Source organism: Acidithiobacillus ferrooxidans ATCC 23270, from assembly GCF_000021485.1.
Classification (GTDB): domain Bacteria; phylum Pseudomonadota; class Gammaproteobacteria; order Acidithiobacillales; family Acidithiobacillaceae; genus Acidithiobacillus; species Acidithiobacillus ferrooxidans.
Genome location: NC_011761.1, coordinates 1,789,604 through 1,812,506 on the forward strand (window position 1 = coordinate 1,789,604; position 22,903 = coordinate 1,812,506).

Here is a 22,903-nt window from a genome sequence, read left to right on the forward strand (position 1 = left end):
CGGTAGATCTTCTGAAAAATATCGGCAGAAAAGCCCCAGACACAACACGCTGGAACATTTCTACCGGAAATTACAAGCAACTATAAACCTTAGAAGTTTACCGCAATACTTCCATATACCGTCAACGGAGCGCCAGGCAATGCCAGCACCTGCCCGGCCGAGCTTCCACCCAGAAGCCCGCCAGCCGTGATATACTGGAACTCGTTATAACGATTATTTGCAAGATTGAGGACATCGACGCTCAGCTTGACATCTTTCAGACCAGGAATGCTCCCACGCGTGGGAATGGTGCTGTCAAAACCCAGATTCACCGTCCCGTAGCCCGGCATTTTCTGCTGGCTCGGGGCAGTCGTATTGTTATTGAAGATATTTTGTGCGCCGGTGTACTGATACCAGATCCGCGGCTCCAGCAACACGCCCGAGAGATAGTAACTGTACGCAGTGCCGATATTAAAGGTGCTGCTGGGCACGTTGGATACCGGCAGCCCGTCATAACTGACGCCGCCGGTCACGTAATGAGCGAAGGTCGCCTTCTCGAAATTGAGATTGGCAAAGACATGCAGATTGTAAATCGGATCATCTTCCAATGCCATATTGACGCCTTGATAGATGGAATCGCCATTCGCATCACCCAGATAATTGCCATTGGCATCGTAGAACGGAATATATTGGTTGGTATAGTGCAGATGGTAAAAGCTCGCCAGCAGGAAGAAATTATGCAGGTAAGCGGCATCCCTGAAATGAATCTTTATGCCAGCATTGTAGTCGGCACTTTTTTCCAGGCTATAAATCGGTGGAGTGGCTTGATACAGGCCACCTCCGCCGCCTACCTGCGGTTCCTTGTACGCCTGCGCGTAGCTGGCGAATACCGCCAGCCATTTCATGGGCTGCCAGTTGAAATCCACCGAGGGCTCTACCTTGGTGAAGCTGTTGCTGGCGGTCGGGAGCGCACCTTGGTTATTTTGCGGAGACAAGGCATAAGCCGCGGCAAAATCCGACTGCGCGGCAGGCGTATAACGCGTCTGATAATTGATGAAACGCACGCCCGGCGTGATATGCAGGTTTTCCATCGGACTGATCCGGTCCTGGATGAACGCGGCAAGGTCGGTCTGGTCGAAATAGTCGCTGCGATAGTGCGCGTTGGGCACGGATGCCGAGCCGTAGTACGGCGGGTTGGTATTGTAAAAGGCGTTCCGCGAGTTATACCGGCTGTTCAGGAAGAATCCACCCACGTCCACGTCATTGTAGGGCAAGGCCACTGAAAACCACAGTTTGTCGCCGTATACATCGGTATGGGGGTTATTGTACTCATAGAGGTTCTTCGGATTGGACAACCCGTAGTTGTTGTAGTGGAAATGCAGGCGGTGGCCGTTGCGATACCAGAGCGTGTTATGCAGACCCACCATGCTGTCCAGCGCAAGGTTCAGTTTGCTGTAGACCAGCCAGGTGGTATTACCGTCCCGCTTGAACCAGACATTTTCCGGCAGTGAGGAATAATACCCAGACGTCGCCTGGCTATACAGCGGCGAGTTTGGTGTACCATCCATGGTCACACCGGCAATGGGGTTGAGGGGGATGGATACCGGCCGGTAGCCAGAACCTTTCGCCAGGTAGGCACCCAGTGAGAAGTCACCGTTGCTGAAGGTCTTGCGGGTTTTCAGGAACCAGGCGTAGTTATAACTGGGATTGGCAAAACCATCCGGGGTTTGCCGATAGCTATTGCTGGAACCGGAGCCACCCGCGAGGATGGTGGACCAGCCGTCTATGCTCCCGGTGCGCACATTGAAGACGATATTCTTGGCATCGTAGCTGCCGTAGCTCATTTTAATCGAAGCACCGGCTTTATTGGTGGGCTGCAAGGGAACAAAATCGATCTGACCGCCGATGTTGTTATACCAGCGATCCACCGGGTTACCGGGACCATAGGTGATGCCGATACCCTGCAGAATGCCGTTCTGCGGCACCTGAGGACTCTCCCAGAGGCCACTGGACGGATTCACCATGGGCACACCGTCAAAGGTGACGGAAAGGCTGCCGTTGTCAATCTGACCACCGGAGAAACCGCCCCAACCCTGCTTGATCCCGTTCACGCTGATAGAGGTCTTGGTGGAACCGGTATATCCGTAACTGGAAACACTGACGCCCGGCGCGTAAGACAACGCCTGCGCGCTGCCGCCCACCGGACCTGCCGCCGCCAACTCATGCTTATCCAGCACCTTTATAGACTGGCCGGAATCAAAACGGGTTTTTTGACTAAGAGATTGCGCCTCACGGCTCCCCAGGGTAGAAGTCCCCTGCGCTGCGGCATTGACCTGACCCACGTCGACCGAGCTGTTTTCGGCGCTTTGGGTACTGGCGGTGATGCCATCGGCCATGACCGGCACGCTCGACAGCAGCGCTCCGGATGCCATGAGCGCAACGACGACCGGACGTAACTTCATGTTGCTACGCATATCGAAATACTCCCTTATACTTGACGGTAGTTATGTCTTACGAGCCGGTGAACGACACCGCGGCCCGATATGGGCGGGCTCTGTTTTTCTCGAAGAGGGAATATGTTAACGATGCAACATGACACTAATACGACAATTTTATGACTTTTTCATGACATTTTTGGGAGCGGTGCGCCGCACGGGCGAGCCGCGCGACACGGATAGGGCCGGAAGGAGATGATGCGAATTTATCGCTTACTTTTGTTACTTCTGGGTTCCGGAGTGAAATATACCCAGGCCGCCAGGAAAAGAAACGCGATGACGTAGATATTGGTGGTACCCAGGACATCGCCCTTATTGGCGGTGGCGCCCGGCAGAAACGGTGCTCCCCAGCCTTCTGCTGTGGTCCAGACGCCAATACTGTAGGCAATACCCACGGGGATCACCCACCGCAAGCCACGGCCGATGATCAGGTAAAAAGCGATGATACTTTCCATGATCGCGGCAAAATAGCCAAAAAGCACCGGGCCCGCCCAGGTGATGACCGAGATGAAGAAGCCGATATAGGCGGCGATCCATGCCGGTTCGCCTGGCAGGGCCTGCTGCAGGTAGGTGACTGCATGGGTGAGAAAATAGGGCTGCCATTTCCAGTATGCATCGAAGGCCCAGAGTATGCCGAAGAGAATACGCGCCGTATGTATGGCGGGAGCGTAAATGGGGCGATGCGGTGCCTTGCTGAAGCTCAGACCTTCCCAGCTTCGCGTCCAGACCACGAATAGGAAACAGAGCGCATAAATGATGGCGGTGCCGGGGTCGGTCGCACCCTGGGTGTAGGGGCCGCCAAAACCCCCAACGGTGCTCCATAGCCAGAGATTGTAGATCACCCCCACCCAGGCCAGTAACGGCACGCCGATTCCCGTGATCAGGGAAGCCGCAAGGATGGCGTCGAGCGCTATCGTCGCATACGCCACATATTGCGCGCCCAACAGCTGGACCAGTTGCGCCATCCAGTGACCGTAGCTGGCAATCCAGGCGGGTTGCCCAGATACCCAATCGGCACTGAAGGTACCGAGAAAGTGCATACTGTAGGCGGGATCGAGTTGCAACCAGGTATTGATCAGCCAGATCAGTCCGTAAAGAATACGGACAGCACCGAACGCCTGTTTGCGACGCAGTTCCAATGACGGTGATGTTTTCATCATACCTCTGATTATGTCATTAATAACCCGGATATTCTTCAGGAAATCGACAGGAAGGTCAAAAGAATATACCTCATGAAAATACTGATCATCGAAGAGGTGTATATGGAAATTAAATTATTGAGAAAGCTAAGACGGGGATGCTCCTGATGGAGTATGTGCGGGCCCCTTGGACATTTGGCGAGAGGGTTTTCCCGCCCACGCGCCATAAATCACCGGCGCGACCCACAATGACATGAACACCGAGAGCAGCAGACCGCCCATGACGGCGACGGCCAGGGGCTTGAGGAGGTCGGTGCCGCGGCCTACCCCTACTATCAGGGGGAGGAAGCCCAAGACGTCGGCGAGCATGGTCATGAGGATGGGGCGCAGGCGACTGCGGGCGGCCAGGGCGACCATGGCCGGGCGCAGGCGCGCGCCGTCAAGCTGGCGAGCGCGGGCGAAGATGAGGATGACGTTGTTGACGGCGATGGCGAAAACCAGCAAGACCCCCAGGAAGGCGGTGCTGTCCAGGTCGATACCCAGGAGCAGCAGGGCCAGGAGGGCCCCCGGCGCGGCCAGGGCGATAGCGATCAAGGCGGATGCCGCCGCCCCCTGGCTGGTGAACTGGAAGCCGAGGAGCACCAGCAACAGGGCCAGGGCGCCGGCCAGGATCAGCGCCATCTTCTGGAAGCTCTGCGCCTGCTGCCGGTAATAGCCGCCCAGGACCGTGGTGACATTGGGCGGGAAGTGCATGGCCGCGACCACGCTACGGGCCTTCTGGGCTGCGGCGGCGAGGCCTTCACCCGCCTTCGGCTGCAGCCAGACATAGGCATAGGGCACGAGGTTCTGATGGGTTACATAGGGCACCGCCCCTTGCACATGGACATGGGCGATGCTCGACAAGGGGCTATAGGTCCCGCCGGGCAAACGGATGGAGAGCGCTTCCATCCCGGTGGGGGTGACGGTTTGCCCCGCGAGGCTGACGCGGATGGGCAGGATCTGCTCACCATGCAAGAGGAAGCCAGCCTGCCGGCCCCAGAAGCGCGCCTTGATCTGGTCGGCGAGCACCGGCGGTGTGACGCCGTAGATCGCCGCCAGAGGCGAGGGCGTGACTTCGACCTCGGGGCCAGCGGAAGGCGACTTGAACACCACGGACCGGAAGGCATGGCTTTGGCGCAGGGCGGCGGCCAGCCGGCCGCCTTCGTCACGGAGCGTCGTGGAGTCGGAGCCGAAGAGGAAGACCTCCAAAGGGGCATGGGCTCCGGAGAGATCGCCCAGGCGGTTGACCATCACCTGGAGGGCCTGGACGGCCAGGAGATTGGGCGCCGTCTGCCGGAACTCCCGGACCAGGACGCTCATGACCGCCTCGGTGCTTTCCTTGCGCTTTGCCTTGAGGACGACGGAGATGGCCCCCTTGTTGGGGGTGGAGTAGGGATTGTTCAGGCCTCGCCCCACCATCAGCGAGACCCGCGCCACGTTGGGATTGGCCAGGGCCACGCGCATGAGGTCGCGGCCGACGCGGGTGGTTTCCGCCACGCTGCTGCCGACGGGGGTGCGGAAGGGTACGGAGATGATGCCTTCGTCCCAACGCGGCAGAAAGGCCGTGGGTAGGGTACTCACCGCATACCAGCCCACCACCCCCAGCACAACGATGACGGGTATGACGAGCCATGGCCGGCGCATCCCGTAGATCAGCGACCGACTGAAATGTCTGCGCAGCCACCGCTCCCCGAGGATTCGGCGCTGCCGGCGGTGCCGCCCCGCGAGCCAGATCGCCAGCACCGGCGTGACGAAGAGGGCCACCAGTTGGGAGGTGACCAGGGCGATGACGATGGCCAGGGCCATGTGGCGGAAGAGCAGGCCCAGCGTGCCCGAGAGGAAGACCAGCGGCAGGAAGATGAGGCAGGAGGTGAGGGTCGCCAGGGTCATGACCGGCAGTATCTCGCCGGCTCGGCGCAGGGCCGTCCGCCGCCGGGTTTCGATGTCGCCGTGCAAGCCGTGGAGCCCGCGCTCCACCACCACGATGGCATGGTCCACCAAAGCACCGATGGCCGCCGTCAGGCCGCCCAGGGTCATGATGTTGAGGCTATAGCCCAGGGCGTGCAAGATGAGAAAAGTGGCGGCTATGGACAGTGGCACCACCACCAGGGTGGCCAGGGCGCCGTCCAGACGGCCGAGGAAGGCGAGCACCACCAGCCACGCGATGAGACTGCCCAATCCCAGGGCGATCCAGACATCCTTGAGGCTGGTGCTGATCAGGTGGCTCAAGTCATAGATGGGGACCAGCTTCACGCCGGCCGGCAGGTGGGACTGCAACTCCGTGAGGCGGTTCTGCACCGCCTTGGCCACCGCCACCTCGTTGGCGCCGGCCTGGGCCATCACGTCAATCACCATGGCATGCCGATATCCGGCCACCGCCGCGTCCCGCAGCAAGGGGGGCGGGCCGACGCGCACCTTCCCCAGCGCCCCCAGCGGCAGAGGCGTGCGCTCGCCCTGGGCATTGGGCGGGCCCAGGGGCAGGGTCAGGGCGGCCAGACGGGCCGTATCCACGGGCCGGGGCGTGGTGGCGACGATGAATTGCTGATGGAAAACGTCCAACACCCCGGAGAAAAAGGGCCCTTGGGCGGCGCGCAGGGCGTCCACCACCTGTTGGGAATCCAGGTGGTACTGCGCCAGGCGCAGGGGGTCCAGGGCGATGTGCACCTCCGGCCAGCCCCGGCCGGTTTCGTCCACCCGATAGACTCCGGACAGGGAGAGAAGGGCCGGGCGGATCTGGAAGGCGAAGGTGGGCATCATGGCCGAGCTGTCCATGTGGTCGGAGACCAGGGCGTACTCGGCGAAGGGGTAGATATTGGGCGCCATGAGACGGACGCTCATCCGCGCGCCGGGCGGCAAGGGGATGTGGGCAAGGCGGGCCTGGAGCATGAGATAGGCCGTCTCGGGGTTCACGTTGGGGTCGAAATAGACGTGCAGCTTGGACAGACCATTGCCGGTCTGGGAGCGCACCAGGCGGACCCCGGGCTCCCCTTTGGCAGCCTCCTCCAGGGGCCGCGTTACCTCGATCTCCATGAACTTGACCGGCAGGTTGCCGGCATTGACCAAAACCGAGACCTTGGGGAAGTTCACGTTGGGAAAGACACTCTCGGGCATGGCCCGCAGCGCAAACCAGCCAGCCGCCAGAAGGAACAAGCCGGACAAAATCACGGAGAAACGGCTCTTCCAGAGAAAGGCGAGATAGCGCCTCATGGCTGCGATCCCGATACTCGTATTTCCACCGGCGTACCCGAGTCCAAGCGCGTGTTGCCGGAAATCACCACCATCTCCCCGGCGCGGAGCGCGCCGGTGACCCAGCTATCCTTACCCCGGGTATGCACCACCTCTACCGCCACCGCCACCGCCCGCCCCCGGCGGACCACGAAAACCTCGCTGCGGGCCCCGCGCATGACCACCGCCAGGCTGGGCACCCGAAAGGCGGTACCGCCCGCCGACGGCAGCAGGAGTTGCAGCCATTCCCCGGGCAGGAGGGGGCTGTCCGGGGGGAGGGTGACATAAACGGAGACCAGACCGAGGTGGCGGGCGCTCTGTCCGACGGAGCGGACCAGCCCCTGACCTTGCCAACCTTGGGCCCGGATCGCCACCGTTGTCCCCACCCGTAACCCTTGGGTTTGGGCGGGCGTCACATAGGCCCGTGCCCAGGGCTCGCCACGTCCGGCCAAGTGGGCGATGGGGCTGCCCACATTGACCACTGCGCCGGGGGGTACCAGGTAGTGCAAAGTGCCAGCGAAGGGGGCCGTCAGCACCTGATCTCCAGACTGGGCCTGCAGCGCCCGGAGGGCTGACCGCGCCTCGGCCAGCACCAAGCCGGCCTGGTCCACATTCTGCTGTGCCATCACCCCGTCCCGAAAGAGCTTTTGAGTACGCTCCAGTTGGGTGCGGGCATAGGCCACCCGCGCCTGGGCGGCGAGGATGCCGGCATGGAGGCCGGGGGGAGCGATATGCGCCACCACTGCGCCCGCCGCCACGTTGCCGGACTGGAGAAAAGGTCCCAATACCCGGCCCGTCACCGGAGAGGCCAGGGTGACTTCCCCGATGCTCTCCACCGTCCCCAGCACACGGACCTCCCGGGACCAGGGGGTCCGTTGCACCGCCACCGCCTGCACCGGGAGGGCAAAGGCAGGGGCCACGCCGCCCAGCCAAGCGCACAGGAAGAGGACGATCGGCATCAGCGGGAACCTGGCAAACGCTTTATTCATGGCTGCTCCTCGGAGTTCGGCAGAATCCCGCTGTCCAGGGCCAGTTGCGCCCGCGCCAAACGGGCCCGGATGGCCGCTCCCGCCAGCTTGAGCCGTGCCTGCACCCAGTGGTTTTCGGCCTGCTGCAACGCCAGGGCGCTCAGCGCCCCGGCGAGATACCCCTTGCGGGTCATTTCATAAACCGCCTGAGCCTCTTGCGCCATGGTCCGATCATTGCCTAGGGCGTTGTCGGCGGCCTGGGCCACTCCGTAATCGGCGGCAATACGGCTTCGGACCTGCAAAAGCAACGCCCGCTTACCCGCCTCCATGGCGGCCAGATGCTCCTGGGCGGCGGCGATGCGGTTGCGATTGCGGCCAAAGCCAAAAATGGGCATCTGCAGGGTCACGGCTCCTTGCCAAGCCAGTTGCCCGGCGCGGGGCGCCGTTGCCGTGTCCACCCCATAGGCGCCCAGCGCAGCGACCATCGGCAACCGGGCGGCCTGATGATAGCGCAGTAGGGTGCGTGCGGCTTGAATCTCCCCTTCCGCCACCTGCAGGAGGGGCTGCGCCTGGGTCGCCTGGGTAGTCAACACGGTTTCCCCGGGCAAGCCTCCCGCCGGCGGGCTGATGGGTACCAACGCCGGCAGTTCGCTGGCGGGGTAATCCGTCTGCAGGGCCAGGACGCGGCGGGCTGCCGCGGCCTCCGGGGTAGCCTGGTCCAGTCCGGCCTGGACACCGGCCAGGGTCAGGCGGGCCTGGGTCAGGTCCAGACGGGAGCGGGTTCCAGCCTGGGTACTTTTTTGGGTGGCGCTGAGGAGTTCCCGGGCCGCCCCCAGGGCCTCACGCCAGACGGACAATTCGTTTTCCCACAAGGCCAGCCGATAGTAGGCCGCCGTGACCTGCGCCGCCACCAGCAGGCGCGCTTGGCGCGTCTGGTACCTGGCCACGGCCACCTGATCGTGGGCCAGGGTCTGCAAGGCATAGGCCTGGGGCGCATAGAGGGGAATATTGAGCTGGATCTGGCCGATGACCTCTCGGGGGCCATTGGCGGACACGAAGAGGGGCTGGCCGTTGCGGGTCTGCGTCCAGATACTGCCTGCCGCTAGGGAGAGGCTGGGCAGCAGATCGGCGTGGGCGGCCCGGTGCAGAGCCGCCTTCTCCGCCACCACGCGCTGCGCCTGCTGCACTAGGGCCTGGTTAGCCAAGGCCCGCCGGAGGGCATCCCCAAGGGTGAACACCGCCGCCGACACGGGAAAAGAGGGCAACAACAGGGTGCCGGCCAACAGGCAGACACTCAGGCAGCGCCACGCCCCCTTCCCTGCCACCGCATCCTGTCGTGTCTTGTATGGTGGATGCGTCATCTCCCCTTCTTTACCTCATTATATCGCCGCCACGCGGCGGGTAACCTTACAATGAAAACATTGGAAATGTCCATCCATGCAATCGCTGCCGCCGCCAGACCTTCGTGACGGCTGGCACGCTTTTTCATTCCATCAATCTGCCCTTGGTACAGTGGTTTCTGGCCCTGCGCTTATCCAATCGGTATTTCGGCGCCATCAGTTTACTGAACCCAGCAGGATGACCTCGATCTCCTCGATGATTTCTTCCTGGCGCAGGGAGTTGCTACGACGTGCCAAGACCGCAGACTGCTCATCCAGATGTCTTACGGCACCATCGAGATGCCGTAACCGGCGCTGATTTTCGGCCATCAGGGAGACATAGGCGATCTCATGGAGGGTGGCGAACAGGTATTGTTCCACGAGTCCGGGAAAAAACACCTCGGGCGACAGATTCAACAATGGCGGGTAGGGCAAGGGACGAGGGGCGTGAAGACGCTGCTGGAAAGGCGGTAACAATGGCTTAAGCAAAGATTCCTGGGCATCGGGCGTATGATACAGCGCAATGAGTCTGGGTCTGCAAGGTGGTGAGGGTTCGGATGAGTTGAAGCTGCTGATGGACCTCAAAGAGGTATGGTTCCTGTTCCACGATCGCGCTCAACGCCCGACCCAAGGGAGGCAAGGGGTTGCAGGCGATCGTGGCCACTGGCCCATGCACCTCCGTGATGGTGCCGATGGCTATCTTGTCTTGGGGACTTCCATCCATTCGTAGTTCTTCCGCCTTACAACGATGATAACTGGTGTGTTCGGGCCCCGTCCGTCACGCTGGCAGCGCCGGGGTGTTTACTATACGACATATGCCCTTTGCGATGCTGCCGAGCAACAAATAACTTTACCCCATATTAACCTATCACAATCTCTGGGTAAGAACGTTCAATCCCACTCAGATCCATGCCTTTGGCAAACCCAATCTGCTCTCCATGACCCTTCACCAGACGATGATCGTGCGCCTGGGTGATCTCTCGGGTGCCCACGCGCCGCTAGTGGTTTATCGCTTCGGCTCGGATTCCGCCACCTTGCGTGCCCAGGGCGCGAGTCTGGCGCCGGTACTCTATGCCGCATGGCCCGTCAGGCACCCGCTGTCGGACCCGGACCAGCGGACCGGTTTCCTTGCATGAAAGGGCAATAGGAACTAATATTCTGATGGCGTTGATAATGCACTGGAGGTGCGAAATGTCAAAAAAATCATTTTTCATCCCTATCTTGGGCGCTGTCCTGTGTCTGCCGGCCGGGGTTGTCCTCGCCGCAGATGCGGCCCCCGCTGCCGGACAGGTTCAAAACCAGATGATGTATGGCAGCCAGTTGATGACCCCCAAGCAGCGAGTGGAGTATCGCGCTAAATTGCGGGCGGCCAAGACTATCCAGGAACGCGAACGGATACGTCAGGAACACCACGAAGAGATGATGGAACTGGCCAAGAAAAGAGGGGTGACCTTACCCGCCGTACCGCCCGCAGGCGGCGCAGGCATGGGTCCCGGCCGTATGAACGGTGGCGCCGGTATGGGTGGCGGCGCGGCGGGTATGGGTCCTGGTACCGGAATGATGGGAACCGGCGCAGGCGGTGGAATGGGTGCCGGTCCGCGGCGTTAAGACGCAGCACGCCCCGCGCGAAAAAGTCAAGTCCCGGGCGGCAGGTTCGCTCCTCGGCCCCACAGACCAGGGGCAGCCAGCGCAAACGAGCCTTCCCGTCGGTAGCGCGTGGGCTGCGTATTAACGATGAATCCAGGGCGTAAACGGCCCTGGCCCCAACGACAGGATTCCCATGCCACGCCTCCATAGCCTGCGACGGCCTGGCATTCAGGCCGCTCTTCTGTCGGCACTGCTTTTCGGCGCAAGCACACCGCTGGCGAAGATCCTGCTCGCGTCGATGAGTCCGTGGATGCTGGCTGGACTCCTCTATCTGGGCTCAGGTCTGGGCCTGACGCTCTATCGCTGGTTGCGGCGCGCCGAATTCGTGCGGCTAACGCACCGAGATGCCTTCTGGTTTGCCGCTTCGGTAATGGCCGGAGGGATCGTGGCGCCGGTGCTGTTCATGATCGGTTTGCGAGGTGCTGCGGCATCGACGGCATCCCTGTTGTTGAATGCGGAAACCGTGTTTACGACGCTGCTTGCGTGGTGGGTGTTCAGGGAAAGTTTTGACCGGCGCATTGCCTGGGGTATGGCAGCGATTGTGCTGGGGATGATCCTCCTCAGTTGGCCTGGGCAGGTGCATCTTGATCATCTCTGGTCCGCTGCCGCCATCATCGGCGCCTGCTTCGCCTGGGGTGTGGATAACAATCTGACCCGCAAGGTATCCCTGACGGATACGAGCTGGATCGCCGCCAATAAGGGCTGGGTGGCGGGCGGCGTCAATCTCGGCCTGGCTCTGCTGCTCGGTGACCATCTGCCCGCCCTGCCCGACCTGGCGGCGGCAATGCTGCTCGGATTTTTCGCCTATGGCGTCAGCCTCGCCCTGTTCGTGGTCGGCCTGCGCCATCTCGGCAGTGCGCGGACCGGAGCGTATTTTTCCAGCGCGCCCTTTGTCGGTGCCGTACTCAGCGTGATGCTCGGGGCTCCGGTCAGCCCGCTCCTGGTGATCGCCGGAGCGCTGATGGGCTGGGGCATCTGGATGCATCTCACCGAGCGTCACGAACATAGCCATACCCATACCTTTATGGAACATGATCATACCCATGTGCATGGAGCGCATCACCAGCACACCCATGCGTTTCCGGTGGCGCCGGGAGTCCGTCATCGCCACCCGCACCAGCACGAGGCGCTGAGCCACAACCACGCCCACGCGCCAGACATGCACCATCTGCATGACCATTAACCGCCGCCCGATGGCGAGCAGACAGGCGCCCGCCCCGCACCCCCTTGGTCACCTATAATTTTAACAATACCTCCTTCAAAAAAATGAGGTTTGGCATGACGACGGAACACGATGCAGCTTGTGAGGGTGAGAGCATCAGCGCCTACGGGACCGCCCGAGCGACGGTCGAAGATCAACCTCTGAACACCGATGATCTGCGTAAGATCGACGCCTACTGGCGGGCCAGTCTTTACCTGTGTCTCGGGATGTTATATCTCCGGGATAATCCGCTGCTGCGGGATCCGCTCAAGCCGGAGCACATAAAGCCGCGCCTGTTAGGTCACTGGGGATCGGACGCGGGCCAGTGTTTCACTTATATTCATTTCAATCGCCTGATTAACAAATACGACCTGAACGCGATCTATATCTCCGGGCCGGGGCACGGGGCACCGGCCATACTCTCTCAAGCCTACCTTGAGGGAACGTACTCGGAGACATATCCGGACAAAAGTCAGGATATCGCAGGCATGCGGCGATTTTTCAAGCAGTTTTCCTTCCCTGGGGGCATCGGCAGTCACGCGACACCGGAAACCCCGGGCAGCATTCATGAGGGCGGAGAACTCGGCTACAGTGTTTCGCACGCATTTGGAACCGTCTACGACAACCCCGACCTGATCGCCCTGGTCATGGTGGGCGACGGGGAGGCGGAAACGGGTCCCCTTGCCACGAGCTGGCACAGCAATAAATTCCTCAATCCGATTACCGATGGCGCGGTATTGCCGGTGCTCCATCTCAACGGCTATAAAATCAACAACCCCACCATTCTGGCCCGCATCACCCATGAGGAACTGGAGGCATTATTTATCGGGTATGGTTATACCCCTTATTTTGTGGAAGGAAGCGACCCTGCGAGCATGCACCAGGCGATGGCTGCCACCATGGAACGGTGCGTATTGAAAATCCGGGAATTTCAGGACAAAGCGCGGCACACCGGCACGGCCTTCCGTCCGCGCTGGCCGATGATCATCCTCCGCTCCCCCAAGGGCTGGACCGCGCCCCGCAAGGTGGACGGACACTATCTGGAGGGCTTCTGGCGGGCACATCAGATCCCCATTCCGGACGTCGTTTCCAATCCGGCACATCTGCAACTGTTGGAATCCTGGATGCGCAGCTATAGGCCGGAGGAACTCTTCGACGCTCAGGGTCGGCTCATCCCCGAGCTGCACGAACTGGCCCCGAAGGGTAAGCGCCGGATGAGCGCCAATCCTGTGGCCAACGGCGGTCTGCTGCGCCGCCCTCTGGATATGCCCGACTTTCGCGTATTTTCCATCGCGGTGCAGGATGCGGGCGGAACCCGGGCGGACAATGTGCCCACCCTGGGGCACTTTCTCAGGGAGATTACGCGGCGAAACATGCAGAACTTCCGCATCTTCGGTCCGGACGAGACCCAATCCAATAAACTTGACGCCATATATGATGTCACGCAAAAAGTCTGGCTGGGGGCGTATTTTCCCGAAGATGCCGATGGCGGGGCATTGGCGCTGAGCGGGCGGGTCATGGAAATGCTCAGCGAACATACCCTGGAAGGATGGCTGGAGGGGTATCTGCTCAGCGGGCGGCACGGCCTCATCAACAGCTATGAGGCCTTCATTCACATCATCGATTCCATGTTCAATCAACACGCCAAGTGGCTGGAAAAGTGCAACGAATTACCCTGGCGCGCCAAGGTGGCATCACTCAACCTGCTGATTACGGGTCTGGTCTGGCGCCAGGACCACAACGGCTTCACCCACCAGGACCCAGGTTTTCTGGACGTCGTCGCCAACAAGAGCCCCAATGTCGTGCGCATCTATCTTCCACCCGATGCCAACTGCCTGCTCTCGGTGACGGATCATTGCCTGCGAAGCGTGAATTATATCAATGTGATTGTCGCGGATAAGCAAACGCATCTGCAGTATCTGGACATGGACGCTGCCATGGCGCACTGCGCAAAGGGTGCCGGAATATGGGAATGGGCCAGTAACGACATGGGAGAAGAACCCGACGTGGTCATGGCCAGTTGCGGTGACGTACCCACCATGGAATCTCTGGCGGCGACCGCCCTCTTACGCCAGCATCTACCCGATATAAAAATACGCTTTGTGAATGTCGTCGATCTCTTCAAACTGGTGCCCCATACCGAACACCCCCACGGCATGACGGACCGTGAATTCGAGGCACTCTTCACCTCCTCAAAACCGGTTATTTTCAATTTTCACTCCTATCCCTGGCTGATACACCGGCTCACCTACCGCCGCCCCGCCCAGCACCACATTCATGTACGGGGCTATAAGGAAAAGGGGAACATCGACACACCGCTGGAACTCGCCATCCGCAACCAGACGGACCGGTTCAGCCTGGCTATTGATGCCATTGACCGGATCCCCCGTTTTTGCGACACGGGTTCCGGTGTGCGTGAGATACTGCTCAACCTGCAATTCGCCTGTAAAAATCATGCATACGAGTACGGCGTGGACCCGCAGGAAATCACCGACTGGCAATGGCCTTTCCGGGATACTCCCTGAATACCACCGTGTACCAGCAAAACGTTACGGTGTGGCGCCCCATCTCAATCATTCCGTGCCGTTATTAATTTACTCGAGGAAAGCCTATGCCGTCATCGCCGACATCTCAAATACCATCCCACCAAAACTACCGCGCGCGCATTATGGTCAGTATAGCTCTCATTTTTATCACCGGGATCCCATCATTCACATGCGCATTCGCCAACACAGCCAAGAAATCAAAGCTCTGGTCAGGGAGCGTGGCGTTCGGATTTTCCAGCGCCACGGGAACATACCCATCCATAAATCTCCATAGCCACGACTGGGTACGCTGGCAATATCACCGTTGGGAAAATCGTGCGCACGTGAGCTACGATTACACTGCTGCATCCACTGCGGTTTACGCCAATCGCCTCGTTCTGGAAGATCAGGGCCGATATTATTTCAAACCAAAGATTCACTATATCTTCGGTGACATCCGTTATGACAGAAATCAATTTAACGGATATTATTACCACTTGATAGAAACCATAGGCGAAGGCAATATCGTATCACTCGGCAAAACCATGTCCATAGATTATCAGGGAGGCATCGGTGCTCAGGAAGACCAGCCTATAGGTATGAAATATCAAACCAACCCGGCCGCTCGTTTAGCGGTGGGTTATCAGTGGCACCTGACCCGCCATGCGACTTTCAAGGAAAACGTAACCGCCCTGCTATCCACAGCCAACAACAATACTTATGAGTCGGTTACCAGCCTGCAATCCCAGTTGTATGGTCCATTAGCCTTGCAGCTATCTTATACCGCCACCTACAACGAATTCCCCGTGATCAGTTATTATAAAAAGTTTAACACCATTACGGCAGCGGATTTGAAATTCCATTTTTAGCCACTCGGGGCTATGCAATACAAAATCGCGCAAGGTGATTCGGGAGAGGGTGCAATGCAGAAAGTTGCTATTTAATATGGCGGAGAGGGTGGGATTCGAACCCACGTGGGGTTTTACCCCCCATCCGATTTCGAGTCGGCGCCGTTATGGCCACTTCGGTACCTCTCCGCGGAGGTGGTATACCTTAATCTTTCCAGACGCTGGCGGCAAGTCTGCCCGCCGCGGCGCCGAAAAGACCATACAGGACTACAAGGCCGCACCGTCGTTACGATCCTTGGCACTGATGAACTGACGTTTGAGGACGTGCTCCCGCTTGAGCCCCAGCCACAGTGCGATCGGGCTCGCGACGAAAATCGAGGAATAGGTACCCACCACCACGCCGATGACCAGCGCCGTGGCAAACCCGTGAATCACCGGCCCACCAAAAAGGAAGAGCGAAAGCGCGACCATGAAGGTGATGAAGCTGGTGATCACCGTTCTGGATAGCGTCTCGTTGATGGCGACGTTGAATATCTGCGCCACATCACCGCTGCGGGACGCCCGCAGATCCTCGCGCATACGGTCGAAAACCACCACCGTATCATTGAGGGAATAGCCCATGATCACCAGCAACGCCGCAATCACGGTCAGGGAAAACTCTTCGTGGCTGATGGCGAAAAAGCCCACCACCAGGATCGGGTCGTGGAGCATGGCGAGCACACCGCCCACGGCGAAACGCCACTCAAAGCGAAACCCCACATAAATCAGAATACCCAGAGTGACGATGATCAGCGCCATGATCCCCTTGTTCCGCAATTCCTTACCCACCTCCGGACCAACATATTCGGTGCGGCGCAACTGCACATCGGGATACTCCACTTGATCCTTCCGGAATACCTGCAGAATCGTATTGCCCACGGCGCTGCTCTCACCGGGTACGGTGCGCAGGCGAATCAGCAGGTCGCGGTCACCACCAAAGGTCTGCACTACCGCATCGTGGAAGCCCGCCTGGGTGAGGGTACCCCGCACCGCGCCCAGATCCGGCGTCTTGCTGAATGCCAGTTCCACCAGCGTACCACCGGTGAAATCGATGCTGTAATTCAGCCCCCGCACCAGAAAAACGGCGACGGAGGCGATGATCAGCAGAGCGGACACGCCCAGAAAAATCCAGCGTCTGGACATGAAGTCTACATGGGTACGGACTTTGAAAAGTTCCATCGCGACCTCAGATATAAAGCTTTTGCACGCGCCGCTTGCCGAGGGCGAGTTCGATGATGCCACGGCTCATCATGGTGGCCGTAAACATGGAGGTGATCACGCCGATGGTTAGTACCAGCGCAAAGCCCTTGATGGCGCCGGTACCGAACTGGAAAAGCACCAGGGCAGCGATCAGGACCGTGATATTGGAGTCCACAATGGTCGCAAAGGCCTTCTTGAAACCCGCGTCGATGGCCGCGCGAGTGCTCATGCCATGCCGGAGTTCCTCGCGGATGCGCTCGAATACCAGCACGTTGGCATCCACCGCCAGACCGATCTTCAGCACGATACCGGCGATACCCGGCAGCGTCAGCGTCCCGCCCATGATCGAAAGCACCGCCAGAATAGCCAGAATATTCACCAGAATGGCGACATCGGCTATCAAACCAAAAGCCCGGTAATAGAGCGTCATGAAGAGCACTACGAAGGCCATGCCGAAAACCACGGCCATCACCCCGTCATGGATGGAGTCCTGACCCAGGGTAGGTCCGACGGTACGCTCCTCGGAGATATGAACGGGTGCGGGCAATGCGCCGGCGCGCAGTTCGATGGCGGCGTTACTGGCGTCTTTCAAACCGGAGAATCCGGTAATCTGGGCCCGGCCCTCCGTAATGGCTTCACGTATCACCGGCGCGGTCACCACCTTGTTATCCAGCAGAATCGCCATGCGCTTGCCCACGTTTTTGGTGGTCAGGTCACCGAAGATGCGCGTCCCTTCGTTGTTGAAACTGACATTGACAACGGCCTGGCCGCTGTTATTGTCCACCCCCGCGCTGGCATTGCTGAGGTAGCGACCGGTAAGTACCGTATTGGTGTACAGCACGTAAGGTGTACCGTGAACGCCGTAAAAGAGCGCGGTACCGGCGGGCAGTTCGCCCTTGAGGGCCTCTGTCATGTTGGCCTGGTCATCCACCATCTTGAATTCGAGCTGGGCGGTGGAGCCGATAATGGATTTGGCTCGCTGGGTATCCTGTACACCGGGTAACTGCACGGCGATATGATCAGCGCCCTGGCGCTGGATGACCGGCTCCGAGACGCCCAGTTCGTCGATACGATTGCGAATAACGACAATGGCCTGTTGCAGTGCATCGTCTTTCATTTTGCTGGCAGCGTCGGGGGTGATGCTGATACTCAGCACCGCATGGGGTTGCAGAACGACGGCATAATCCGGATACCGTTCGGCGACAGCCTTTTGCGCCTGTGCCGCGACTGCGGCGTTTTCCATTTCGATGGCAAGACTTTGCGGCCCGGTCATGTTGACCGCCAGATATTGCAGATTTCGGTGACGAAGGAAGGTGCGCAAGCTACCACTGTCCTGTTGCAGTGCATGTTTGATGACGGCGTCGGTATCCACACGCAGCAGGAGATACACGCCGCCGCGCAGGTCGAGGCCCAGATTGACGGGTTTGCCACCAATACTGCGTAGCCAGTCCGGCTCTGCGGACATCTGCGAAAGAATGACCTGAGCGTTGGCCGGGAGCTTGTTTTGCAGCAAGGTCTCGGCCAGCCCCTGGGCGTCGTTGTTCGGGAAAAAGAAGGTGCTCCCTTTCTCACCGGAACTGACGCGGGTGACCGGAATTCCAGCGGCTTGCAGCCAGCCCTGCTGGGTGGCCACCGGCGGCAGGAGGGTCCCCGCGGGCGCGCGCACCTCCACCGCGGAATGCCAGCCATAGAAATTGGGCAGTGCGTAAAACAGGGAAGGCAGTACAACGACGAGGATGATCAGGTACTTCCACCATGGATAACGGGTCATGTAACGAGCCTTTACAGTTTTTTCAGCGTCCCTTTGGGCAATAACAACGTCACTGAGGCCCGCTGCACCTTCACAATGACTCCTTCAGCCACCTCAAGTTGCAGGTAATCCTCACCCGCCTGCATGATCCGTCCGGCCAGTCCACCCTGGGTAATCACTTCATCGCCTTTGGAGATCGTCGCGATCAACTGGCGTTGTTCCTTCGCCTTTTTGGTCTGCGGTCGGATCAGCAGGAAATAGAAAATAGCGAAGATGGCAACCAGCGGGATGACTTGGATAAAAAAGGAGTCCGGACCTGCCCCCGCCGCAGTCCCGGCATAAGCGTTGGCGATAGGCGAAAAGTTCATATGCACTCCAGGTCAGATCTGAGGGCCGCCATTGTAGCCTTTAGGCGCCGACTAGGGAACCAGCACGACGGCGGCGGTAGAAATCGTCCGCGTAAGCGTCCAGGCGACCGGCAGCAATGGCCTCCCGCAGCCCCGCCATCAGTTCCTGATAGTAGTGCAGGTTGTGCAGGGTATTCAGGCGTGCGCCGAGAATCTCATGGCTGCGCTGCAAGTGGCGGAGATAAGCCCTGCTGTAGTTTTGACAGGTGTAGCAGGCACAGGCCGGGTCCGGTGGCAACACATCCTTTTCATAGCGGGCGTTGCGCAGCTTGAGGACGCCGTCACGGGTAAACAGCCAGCCGTTGCGGGCGTTACGGGTCGGCATCACGCAGTCGAACATGTCGACACCACGGCGCACGCCCTCGACCAGATCCTCCGGGGTGCCGACACCCATCAGGTAGCGGGGCCGGTCCGCAGGCATATGGGGCATCAGGTCGTCCAGCACCTGCATCATCTCCACCTTGCTCTCCCCTACCGACAATCCGCCGATGGCAAGGCCGGGAAAATCCAGCCGTTGCAATCCGGCCAGAGAGCGCCGCCGCAAGTCCGCGTACATGCCACCCTGAACGATGCCGAAGAGCTCTCCGGGCCCAGCGTAGGCGGCATGGGAGCGCGCCGCCCAGCGCAGAGAAAGCTCCATGCTGACACGGGCTTCTTCGTAACTGGCGGGATGGGGCGTGCATTCGTCAAAAACCATGGCGATATCCGAACCGAGGGCCGCCTGGATCTGCATGGACTCCTCCGGCCCCAGAAAAACCATATGCCCATCGGTGGGCGCACGAAACTGCACCCCGGCCTCCGTCAGCTTGCGCAGCGCGCCAAGGCTGAAGACCTGGAAACCGCCGGAATCGGTGAGGATGGGCCGGTCCCAGTGCATCATCCTGTGGAGGCCGCCTACCGCGCTGATCACCTCCAGGCCGGGACGCAGAAAGAGATGAAAGGTGTTACCGAGGATAATCTCGGCCCCTAGCGTCTTCAGTTCCTCGGGAGACATGGCCTTGACCGTGCCATAGGTGCCCACCGGCATGAACGCGGGCGTTTGCACGGTGCCGCGGGGAAGACGAATGGTGCCGCGCCGCGCCGCGCCGTCCCGGGCCAGCAACTGGAAAATGCTCATCGCCGTCCGGCCTGAGGGGAAATCAACATGGCGTCTCCATAACTGAAAAACCGATAGCCCTCCGCCACCGCATGACGATAGGCGGCGAGCATGCACTCCATGCCGGCGAAGGCACATACCAGCATGAGCAGAGTGGATTCCGGAAGGTGAAAATTGGTCAACAGCCCGTCGGTTACCTGAAAGGTCTTGCCGGGATACAGGAACAGACGAGTCTCTCCGGTAAAAGGTCGCAACGTCCCGCCCTGCGCCGCAGTCTCCAGCGCCCGGCAGGCGGTGGTGCCCACGGCGATCACCCGCCCGCCCCGCGCCCTGGCGGCGGCAACGGCCGCCACCGTCGTCGCACTGACCTCCATGGTCTCGGCGTGCATGGGGTGCTCGGTAATATCTTCGCTGCGCACCGGGAGAAATGTTCCCGCACCCACATGCAAAGTCACGAAGGTCCGCTCGACGCCGCGCGCCGCCAGGGCGTCCAGCAGTTCCGTATCGAAATGCAACCCCGCAGTGGGCGCGGCCACCGCACCGGGACGGGCCGCATAGACCGTCTGATACCGCTCCCGATCACTGGCCTCCGCCGCCCGCCGGATATAGGGCGGCAAAGGCATGCTGCCTCCGGCTTCGAGTATGGGTAACCACGCAACATCCGCAGGGAGGCTCAGCCGGACATCCATACCGTCCTTTTCCTCTACCGTGGCAACGGCGCCGCCCGGTAAATGAATGGACATACCTGGCCGCAACGCCTTGGAGGATTTCGCCAGAAACCAGCCATCTCGTGCATCGAGCAGCCGGTCGAGCAGCAATTCCACCGCCCCGCCCGTCGTCTTGCGGGCCTGCAGACGCGCGGGAAGCACGCGGGTATCGTTGAGCACCAGCAGGTCGCCGGGCCGAAGCACGCCGGGCAGATCGCGCACCCACGCATCTTCCCAGGTGCCTTGATGGCCATCGACGATGAGCATGCGTGCGGCGCTGCGTTCGGGGAGAGGTGCCTGAGCAATCAACGCATCGGGCAGTTCATAATGAAAATCTTTTTTGTGCATGAAAATTGTCAGGAGAGCCAGTCTGATTCGGTTTGTAGCGGATGGGGGATCACCTGCACCAGTACGATGCGTGGGCCTTTTTTGCGCAGCACCACCACGTCGAAGCTGGGAAAAGCGACTCGTTCCCCTTCTTCCGGGACCCTTTCGAGCTGACGCATGACCAGACCGCCGATGGTATCCGCCGTTTCCTCGTCTATATCGATGTGCAGGCTTCGCTCCAGGGAATACAACGAGAGGCTGCCAGAACCCACCCAACTCCCGTCGGGTTGCCGCTGCCACTCCTGACGCTGGTGCCGGAATTCATCGGGAATGGCGCCGAGCAGACTCTCCAGCACATGGTCCAGCGTGACGAAGCCGGTGATGGTACCCAGATCGTCAACCACCAGCGCGAAATGCGGGTGCCCAGAGCGAAAATGGGTGAGCAGGTCCATGGCCGGAAGCGCCTTGCCAACGGCGGGCAGCGGCCGCAGGAGTTTTTTGATCTCGCGCAGATCCGGATGCCTTGATAGGGCCGCAAAGGCGTCCTTGACGTGGAGCAGGCCGACCACATGCTGGCGATCCCCTTCGCATACCGGATAGCGGGTGAAACGGTGGTTCATCATCACCTGACGGATTTCCTCGGGACTATCATCCAGCATCAGACAGACCATATCGGCAGCAGGGCGCATCAGGTCTCCGGCCGTCAGTTCCGTAAAATCCAGGGTGCGGTCCAGAATATCTCCAGTGCGCTGACCGAGGGTACCCTGGGCCTGGCTGAGAGCGAGGATCATCGCCAGTTCGTCGCGGGAATGGGGCGCATCGCCAGCGGGTTGATCCACCCGCAGCGCAAAGAGGCGCAGAACGATGCGAGTCGCACCGTTGAGCACCCAGATCGCCGGGTACATCAGCCAGTAGAAGGCGTAGAGGGGCATGCCGGTCCACAGGGATACCGGCTCCACCTTGCGGATGGCCAGTGACTTGGGCACCAGTTCCCCGATCACGATGACCAAGAAAGAGATCAGGACAAAGCCCGCTGCGAAGGAAACGGATCGCAGGGCCACCGGATCCCTTAGCCCGACAGCCCGGAAGACCGGCTGGAGCAGATGCGCCAGACTGGGTTCACCCACCCAGCCGATACCCAGAGACGCGATGGTGATGCCGAGCTGCGTAGCGGAAAGATAGGCGTCCAGACGTCGGTGCAGGCGCAGGAGAATCCTCCCGCGCAACCCGTGTTCCTGGGCGAGGGTCCGGGCGTGGGTACCCCGCAGCCGCACCAGGGCGAATTCCGCGGCAACAAAAAAACCGTTCAGCAAAATCAGCAGGACTGCCAGCAGCAGCCCATTCACCTCATGCACGGGAGGCTGCCCCCGCCCGCCCATGGCGGGAGTGTCGTTCAGTCATCACTGGTGAGAAGCTGCTCCAATTCGGCGAAGCTCTGCACCACATCGTTGGTCTGAATGGATACGCCCAGTTGCCGCGCAATCTGGCTGATGGAAAAAACGCCGCGAATCTCTTCACCACGGGGGGTTTCCTCACGCACCAACGCATGCTGACGCCCCACCTTGCGCAGGGTGAGAACGATATCGCCGACAGTAGAGCGCTCTACTTCGGCGAAGTCGAGTACGTCGACCTGCCCCAGAGGCACCATGATGTCCTGCACCCGGATCATATCCCGGGCAATATGGTTTTCGGCCGCCAGTTTCACCGGCTTTTCTCCCATGATATCGCGAGCGGTTATCAGGCCGGTCAGGGTGCCGAAGTCATCCAGCACGAAAAGCATACGCACGCCCACGTGAATCATGCGCTGCATGGCCTGCTCCATGGTGGTTTCCGGCTTCACCGTTGCAGCGGGCACCCGGCTGAGGTCGGTCATGCTCTTGAGCGCCGCATCACCAAGCGCCACGGTCAGGGGCACTCCGTCAGCAAACATGC

The 22,903-nt window shown here is 60.3% G+C and carries 18 protein-coding genes, 1 tRNA gene and 1 pseudogene; 6 read left to right on the top strand and 14 right to left on the bottom strand.

The window, feature by feature from the left end; genetic code table 11:
- Positions 1-89: 89 nt before the first annotated feature.
- The 5 genes from AFE_RS09420 to AFE_RS09440 all read right to left on the bottom strand — a co-directional run bounded on the left by AFE_RS09420 (position 90) and on the right by AFE_RS09440 (position 9,206).
- The gene (locus AFE_RS09420; protein WP_009566496.1) at positions 90-2,453 is read right to left on the bottom strand and encodes a TonB-dependent receptor; all 2,364 of its coding nucleotides are present in this window, start codon (positions 2,451-2,453) and stop codon (positions 90-92) included.
- 227 nt (positions 2,454-2,680) lie between these two features.
- Positions 2,681-3,631 carry a hypothetical protein gene (locus tag AFE_RS09425; protein ID WP_012536926.1) on the bottom strand — a complete coding sequence of 317 codons (951 nt, stop codon included), beginning with the start codon at positions 3,629-3,631 and terminating at the stop codon, positions 2,681-2,683.
- Positions 3,632-3,760: 129 nt separating this feature from the next.
- Entirely contained in the window at positions 3,761-6,859 is a 3,099-nt protein-coding gene (locus tag AFE_RS09430) for an efflux RND transporter permease subunit (RefSeq protein ID WP_012607299.1), read from the bottom strand.
- A complete protein-coding gene (locus AFE_RS09435; protein ID WP_012536928.1) occupies positions 6,856-7,866 on the bottom strand; it encodes an efflux RND transporter periplasmic adaptor subunit in 1,011 nt (336 codons plus the stop codon). Before AFE_RS09435 ends, AFE_RS09430 begins: the two co-directional genes overlap by 4 nt.
- A complete protein-coding gene (locus AFE_RS09440; RefSeq protein WP_012536929.1) occupies positions 7,863-9,206 on the bottom strand; it encodes a TolC family protein in 1,344 nt (447 codons plus the stop codon). The genes AFE_RS09435 and AFE_RS09440 overlap by 4 nt, the downstream gene beginning before the upstream one ends.
- Positions 9,207-9,274: 68 nt before the next feature.
- On the opposite strand from AFE_RS09440, the pseudogene AFE_RS16125 reads away from it, so the two are divergent.
- Positions 9,275-9,412: pseudogene (locus tag AFE_RS16125) on the top strand (IS1595 family transposase); the annotation flags it as partial.
- On the opposite strand, the gene AFE_RS09445 reads toward AFE_RS16125, so the two are convergent.
- On the bottom strand, positions 9,402-9,713 hold the full coding sequence (locus AFE_RS09445) for a F0F1 ATP synthase subunit gamma (RefSeq protein ID WP_012536930.1): 312 nt from the start codon (positions 9,711-9,713) through the stop codon (positions 9,402-9,404). The pseudogene AFE_RS16125 and the gene AFE_RS09445 overlap by 11 nt on opposite strands.
- Positions 9,714-10,162: 449 nt before the next feature.
- On the opposite strand from AFE_RS09445, the gene AFE_RS09455 reads away from it, so the two are divergent.
- The 5 genes from AFE_RS09455 (at position 10,163) to AFE_RS09475 (ending at position 15,466) form a co-directional block, all read left to right on the top strand.
- The gene (locus tag AFE_RS09455; RefSeq protein ID WP_012536932.1) at positions 10,163-10,360 is read left to right on the top strand and encodes a hypothetical protein; all 198 of its coding nucleotides are present in this window, start codon (positions 10,163-10,165) and stop codon (positions 10,358-10,360) included.
- 55 nt (positions 10,361-10,415) lie between these two features.
- Positions 10,416-10,832 carry a hypothetical protein gene (locus tag AFE_RS09460; RefSeq protein WP_009564632.1) on the top strand — a complete coding sequence of 139 codons (417 nt, stop codon included), beginning with the start codon at positions 10,416-10,418 and terminating at the stop codon, positions 10,830-10,832.
- A 172-nt stretch (positions 10,833-11,004) separates the two neighbouring features.
- Entirely contained in the window at positions 11,005-12,054 is a 1,050-nt protein-coding gene (locus AFE_RS09465; protein WP_012536933.1) for an EamA family transporter, read from the top strand.
- Between the two features lie 95 nt (positions 12,055-12,149).
- The gene (locus AFE_RS09470) at positions 12,150-14,597 is read left to right on the top strand and encodes a phosphoketolase family protein (protein WP_012536934.1); all 2,448 of its coding nucleotides are present in this window, start codon (positions 12,150-12,152) and stop codon (positions 14,595-14,597) included.
- A gap of 86 nt (positions 14,598-14,683) precedes the next feature.
- Complete coding sequence (locus AFE_RS09475; protein ID WP_012536935.1) at positions 14,684-15,466, top strand: DUF481 domain-containing protein; 783 nt, start codon at positions 14,684-14,686, stop codon at positions 15,464-15,466.
- A 77-nt stretch (positions 15,467-15,543) separates the two neighbouring features.
- Here AFE_RS09475 and AFE_RS09480 read toward each other — a convergent pair.
- The 8 genes from AFE_RS09480 to AFE_RS09515 form a co-directional block, all read right to left on the bottom strand.
- Positions 15,544-15,634 (bottom strand) — tRNA-Ser (locus AFE_RS09480).
- A 78-nt stretch (positions 15,635-15,712) separates the two neighbouring features.
- Positions 15,713-16,663 (bottom strand): protein translocase subunit SecF, encoded by a 951-nt coding sequence (gene secF, locus AFE_RS09485; protein WP_012536936.1) that lies wholly within the window; start codon positions 16,661-16,663, stop codon positions 15,713-15,715.
- Between the two features lie 7 nt (positions 16,664-16,670).
- The gene (gene secD / locus AFE_RS09490) at positions 16,671-18,455 is read right to left on the bottom strand and encodes a protein translocase subunit SecD (RefSeq protein ID WP_012536937.1); all 1,785 of its coding nucleotides are present in this window, start codon (positions 18,453-18,455) and stop codon (positions 16,671-16,673) included.
- An 11-nt stretch (positions 18,456-18,466) separates the two neighbouring features.
- Positions 18,467-18,802 carry a preprotein translocase subunit YajC gene (yajC, locus tag AFE_RS09495; protein WP_009561802.1) on the bottom strand — a complete coding sequence of 112 codons (336 nt, stop codon included), beginning with the start codon at positions 18,800-18,802 and terminating at the stop codon, positions 18,467-18,469.
- Positions 18,803-18,842: 40 nt separating this feature from the next.
- Positions 18,843-19,958, bottom strand: coding sequence for a tRNA guanosine(34) transglycosylase Tgt (gene tgt, locus AFE_RS09500; RefSeq protein WP_012536938.1), 1,116 nt, complete (start codon positions 19,956-19,958; stop codon positions 18,843-18,845).
- The gene (gene queA / locus AFE_RS09505) at positions 19,955-20,992 is read right to left on the bottom strand and encodes a tRNA preQ1(34) S-adenosylmethionine ribosyltransferase-isomerase QueA (protein WP_012536939.1); all 1,038 of its coding nucleotides are present in this window, start codon (positions 20,990-20,992) and stop codon (positions 19,955-19,957) included. The genes tgt and queA overlap by 4 nt, the downstream gene beginning before the upstream one ends.
- 8 nt (positions 20,993-21,000) lie before the next feature.
- Positions 21,001-22,326: a hemolysin family protein gene (locus tag AFE_RS09510; RefSeq protein WP_225487043.1), complete on the bottom strand. Its 1,326-nt coding sequence runs from the start codon at positions 22,324-22,326 to the stop codon at positions 21,001-21,003.
- A 38-nt stretch (positions 22,327-22,364) separates the two neighbouring features.
- Complete coding sequence (locus AFE_RS09515; RefSeq protein ID WP_225487044.1) at positions 22,365-22,901, bottom strand: CBS domain-containing protein; 537 nt, start codon at positions 22,899-22,901, stop codon at positions 22,365-22,367.
- Positions 22,902-22,903: the final 2 nt, after the last annotated feature.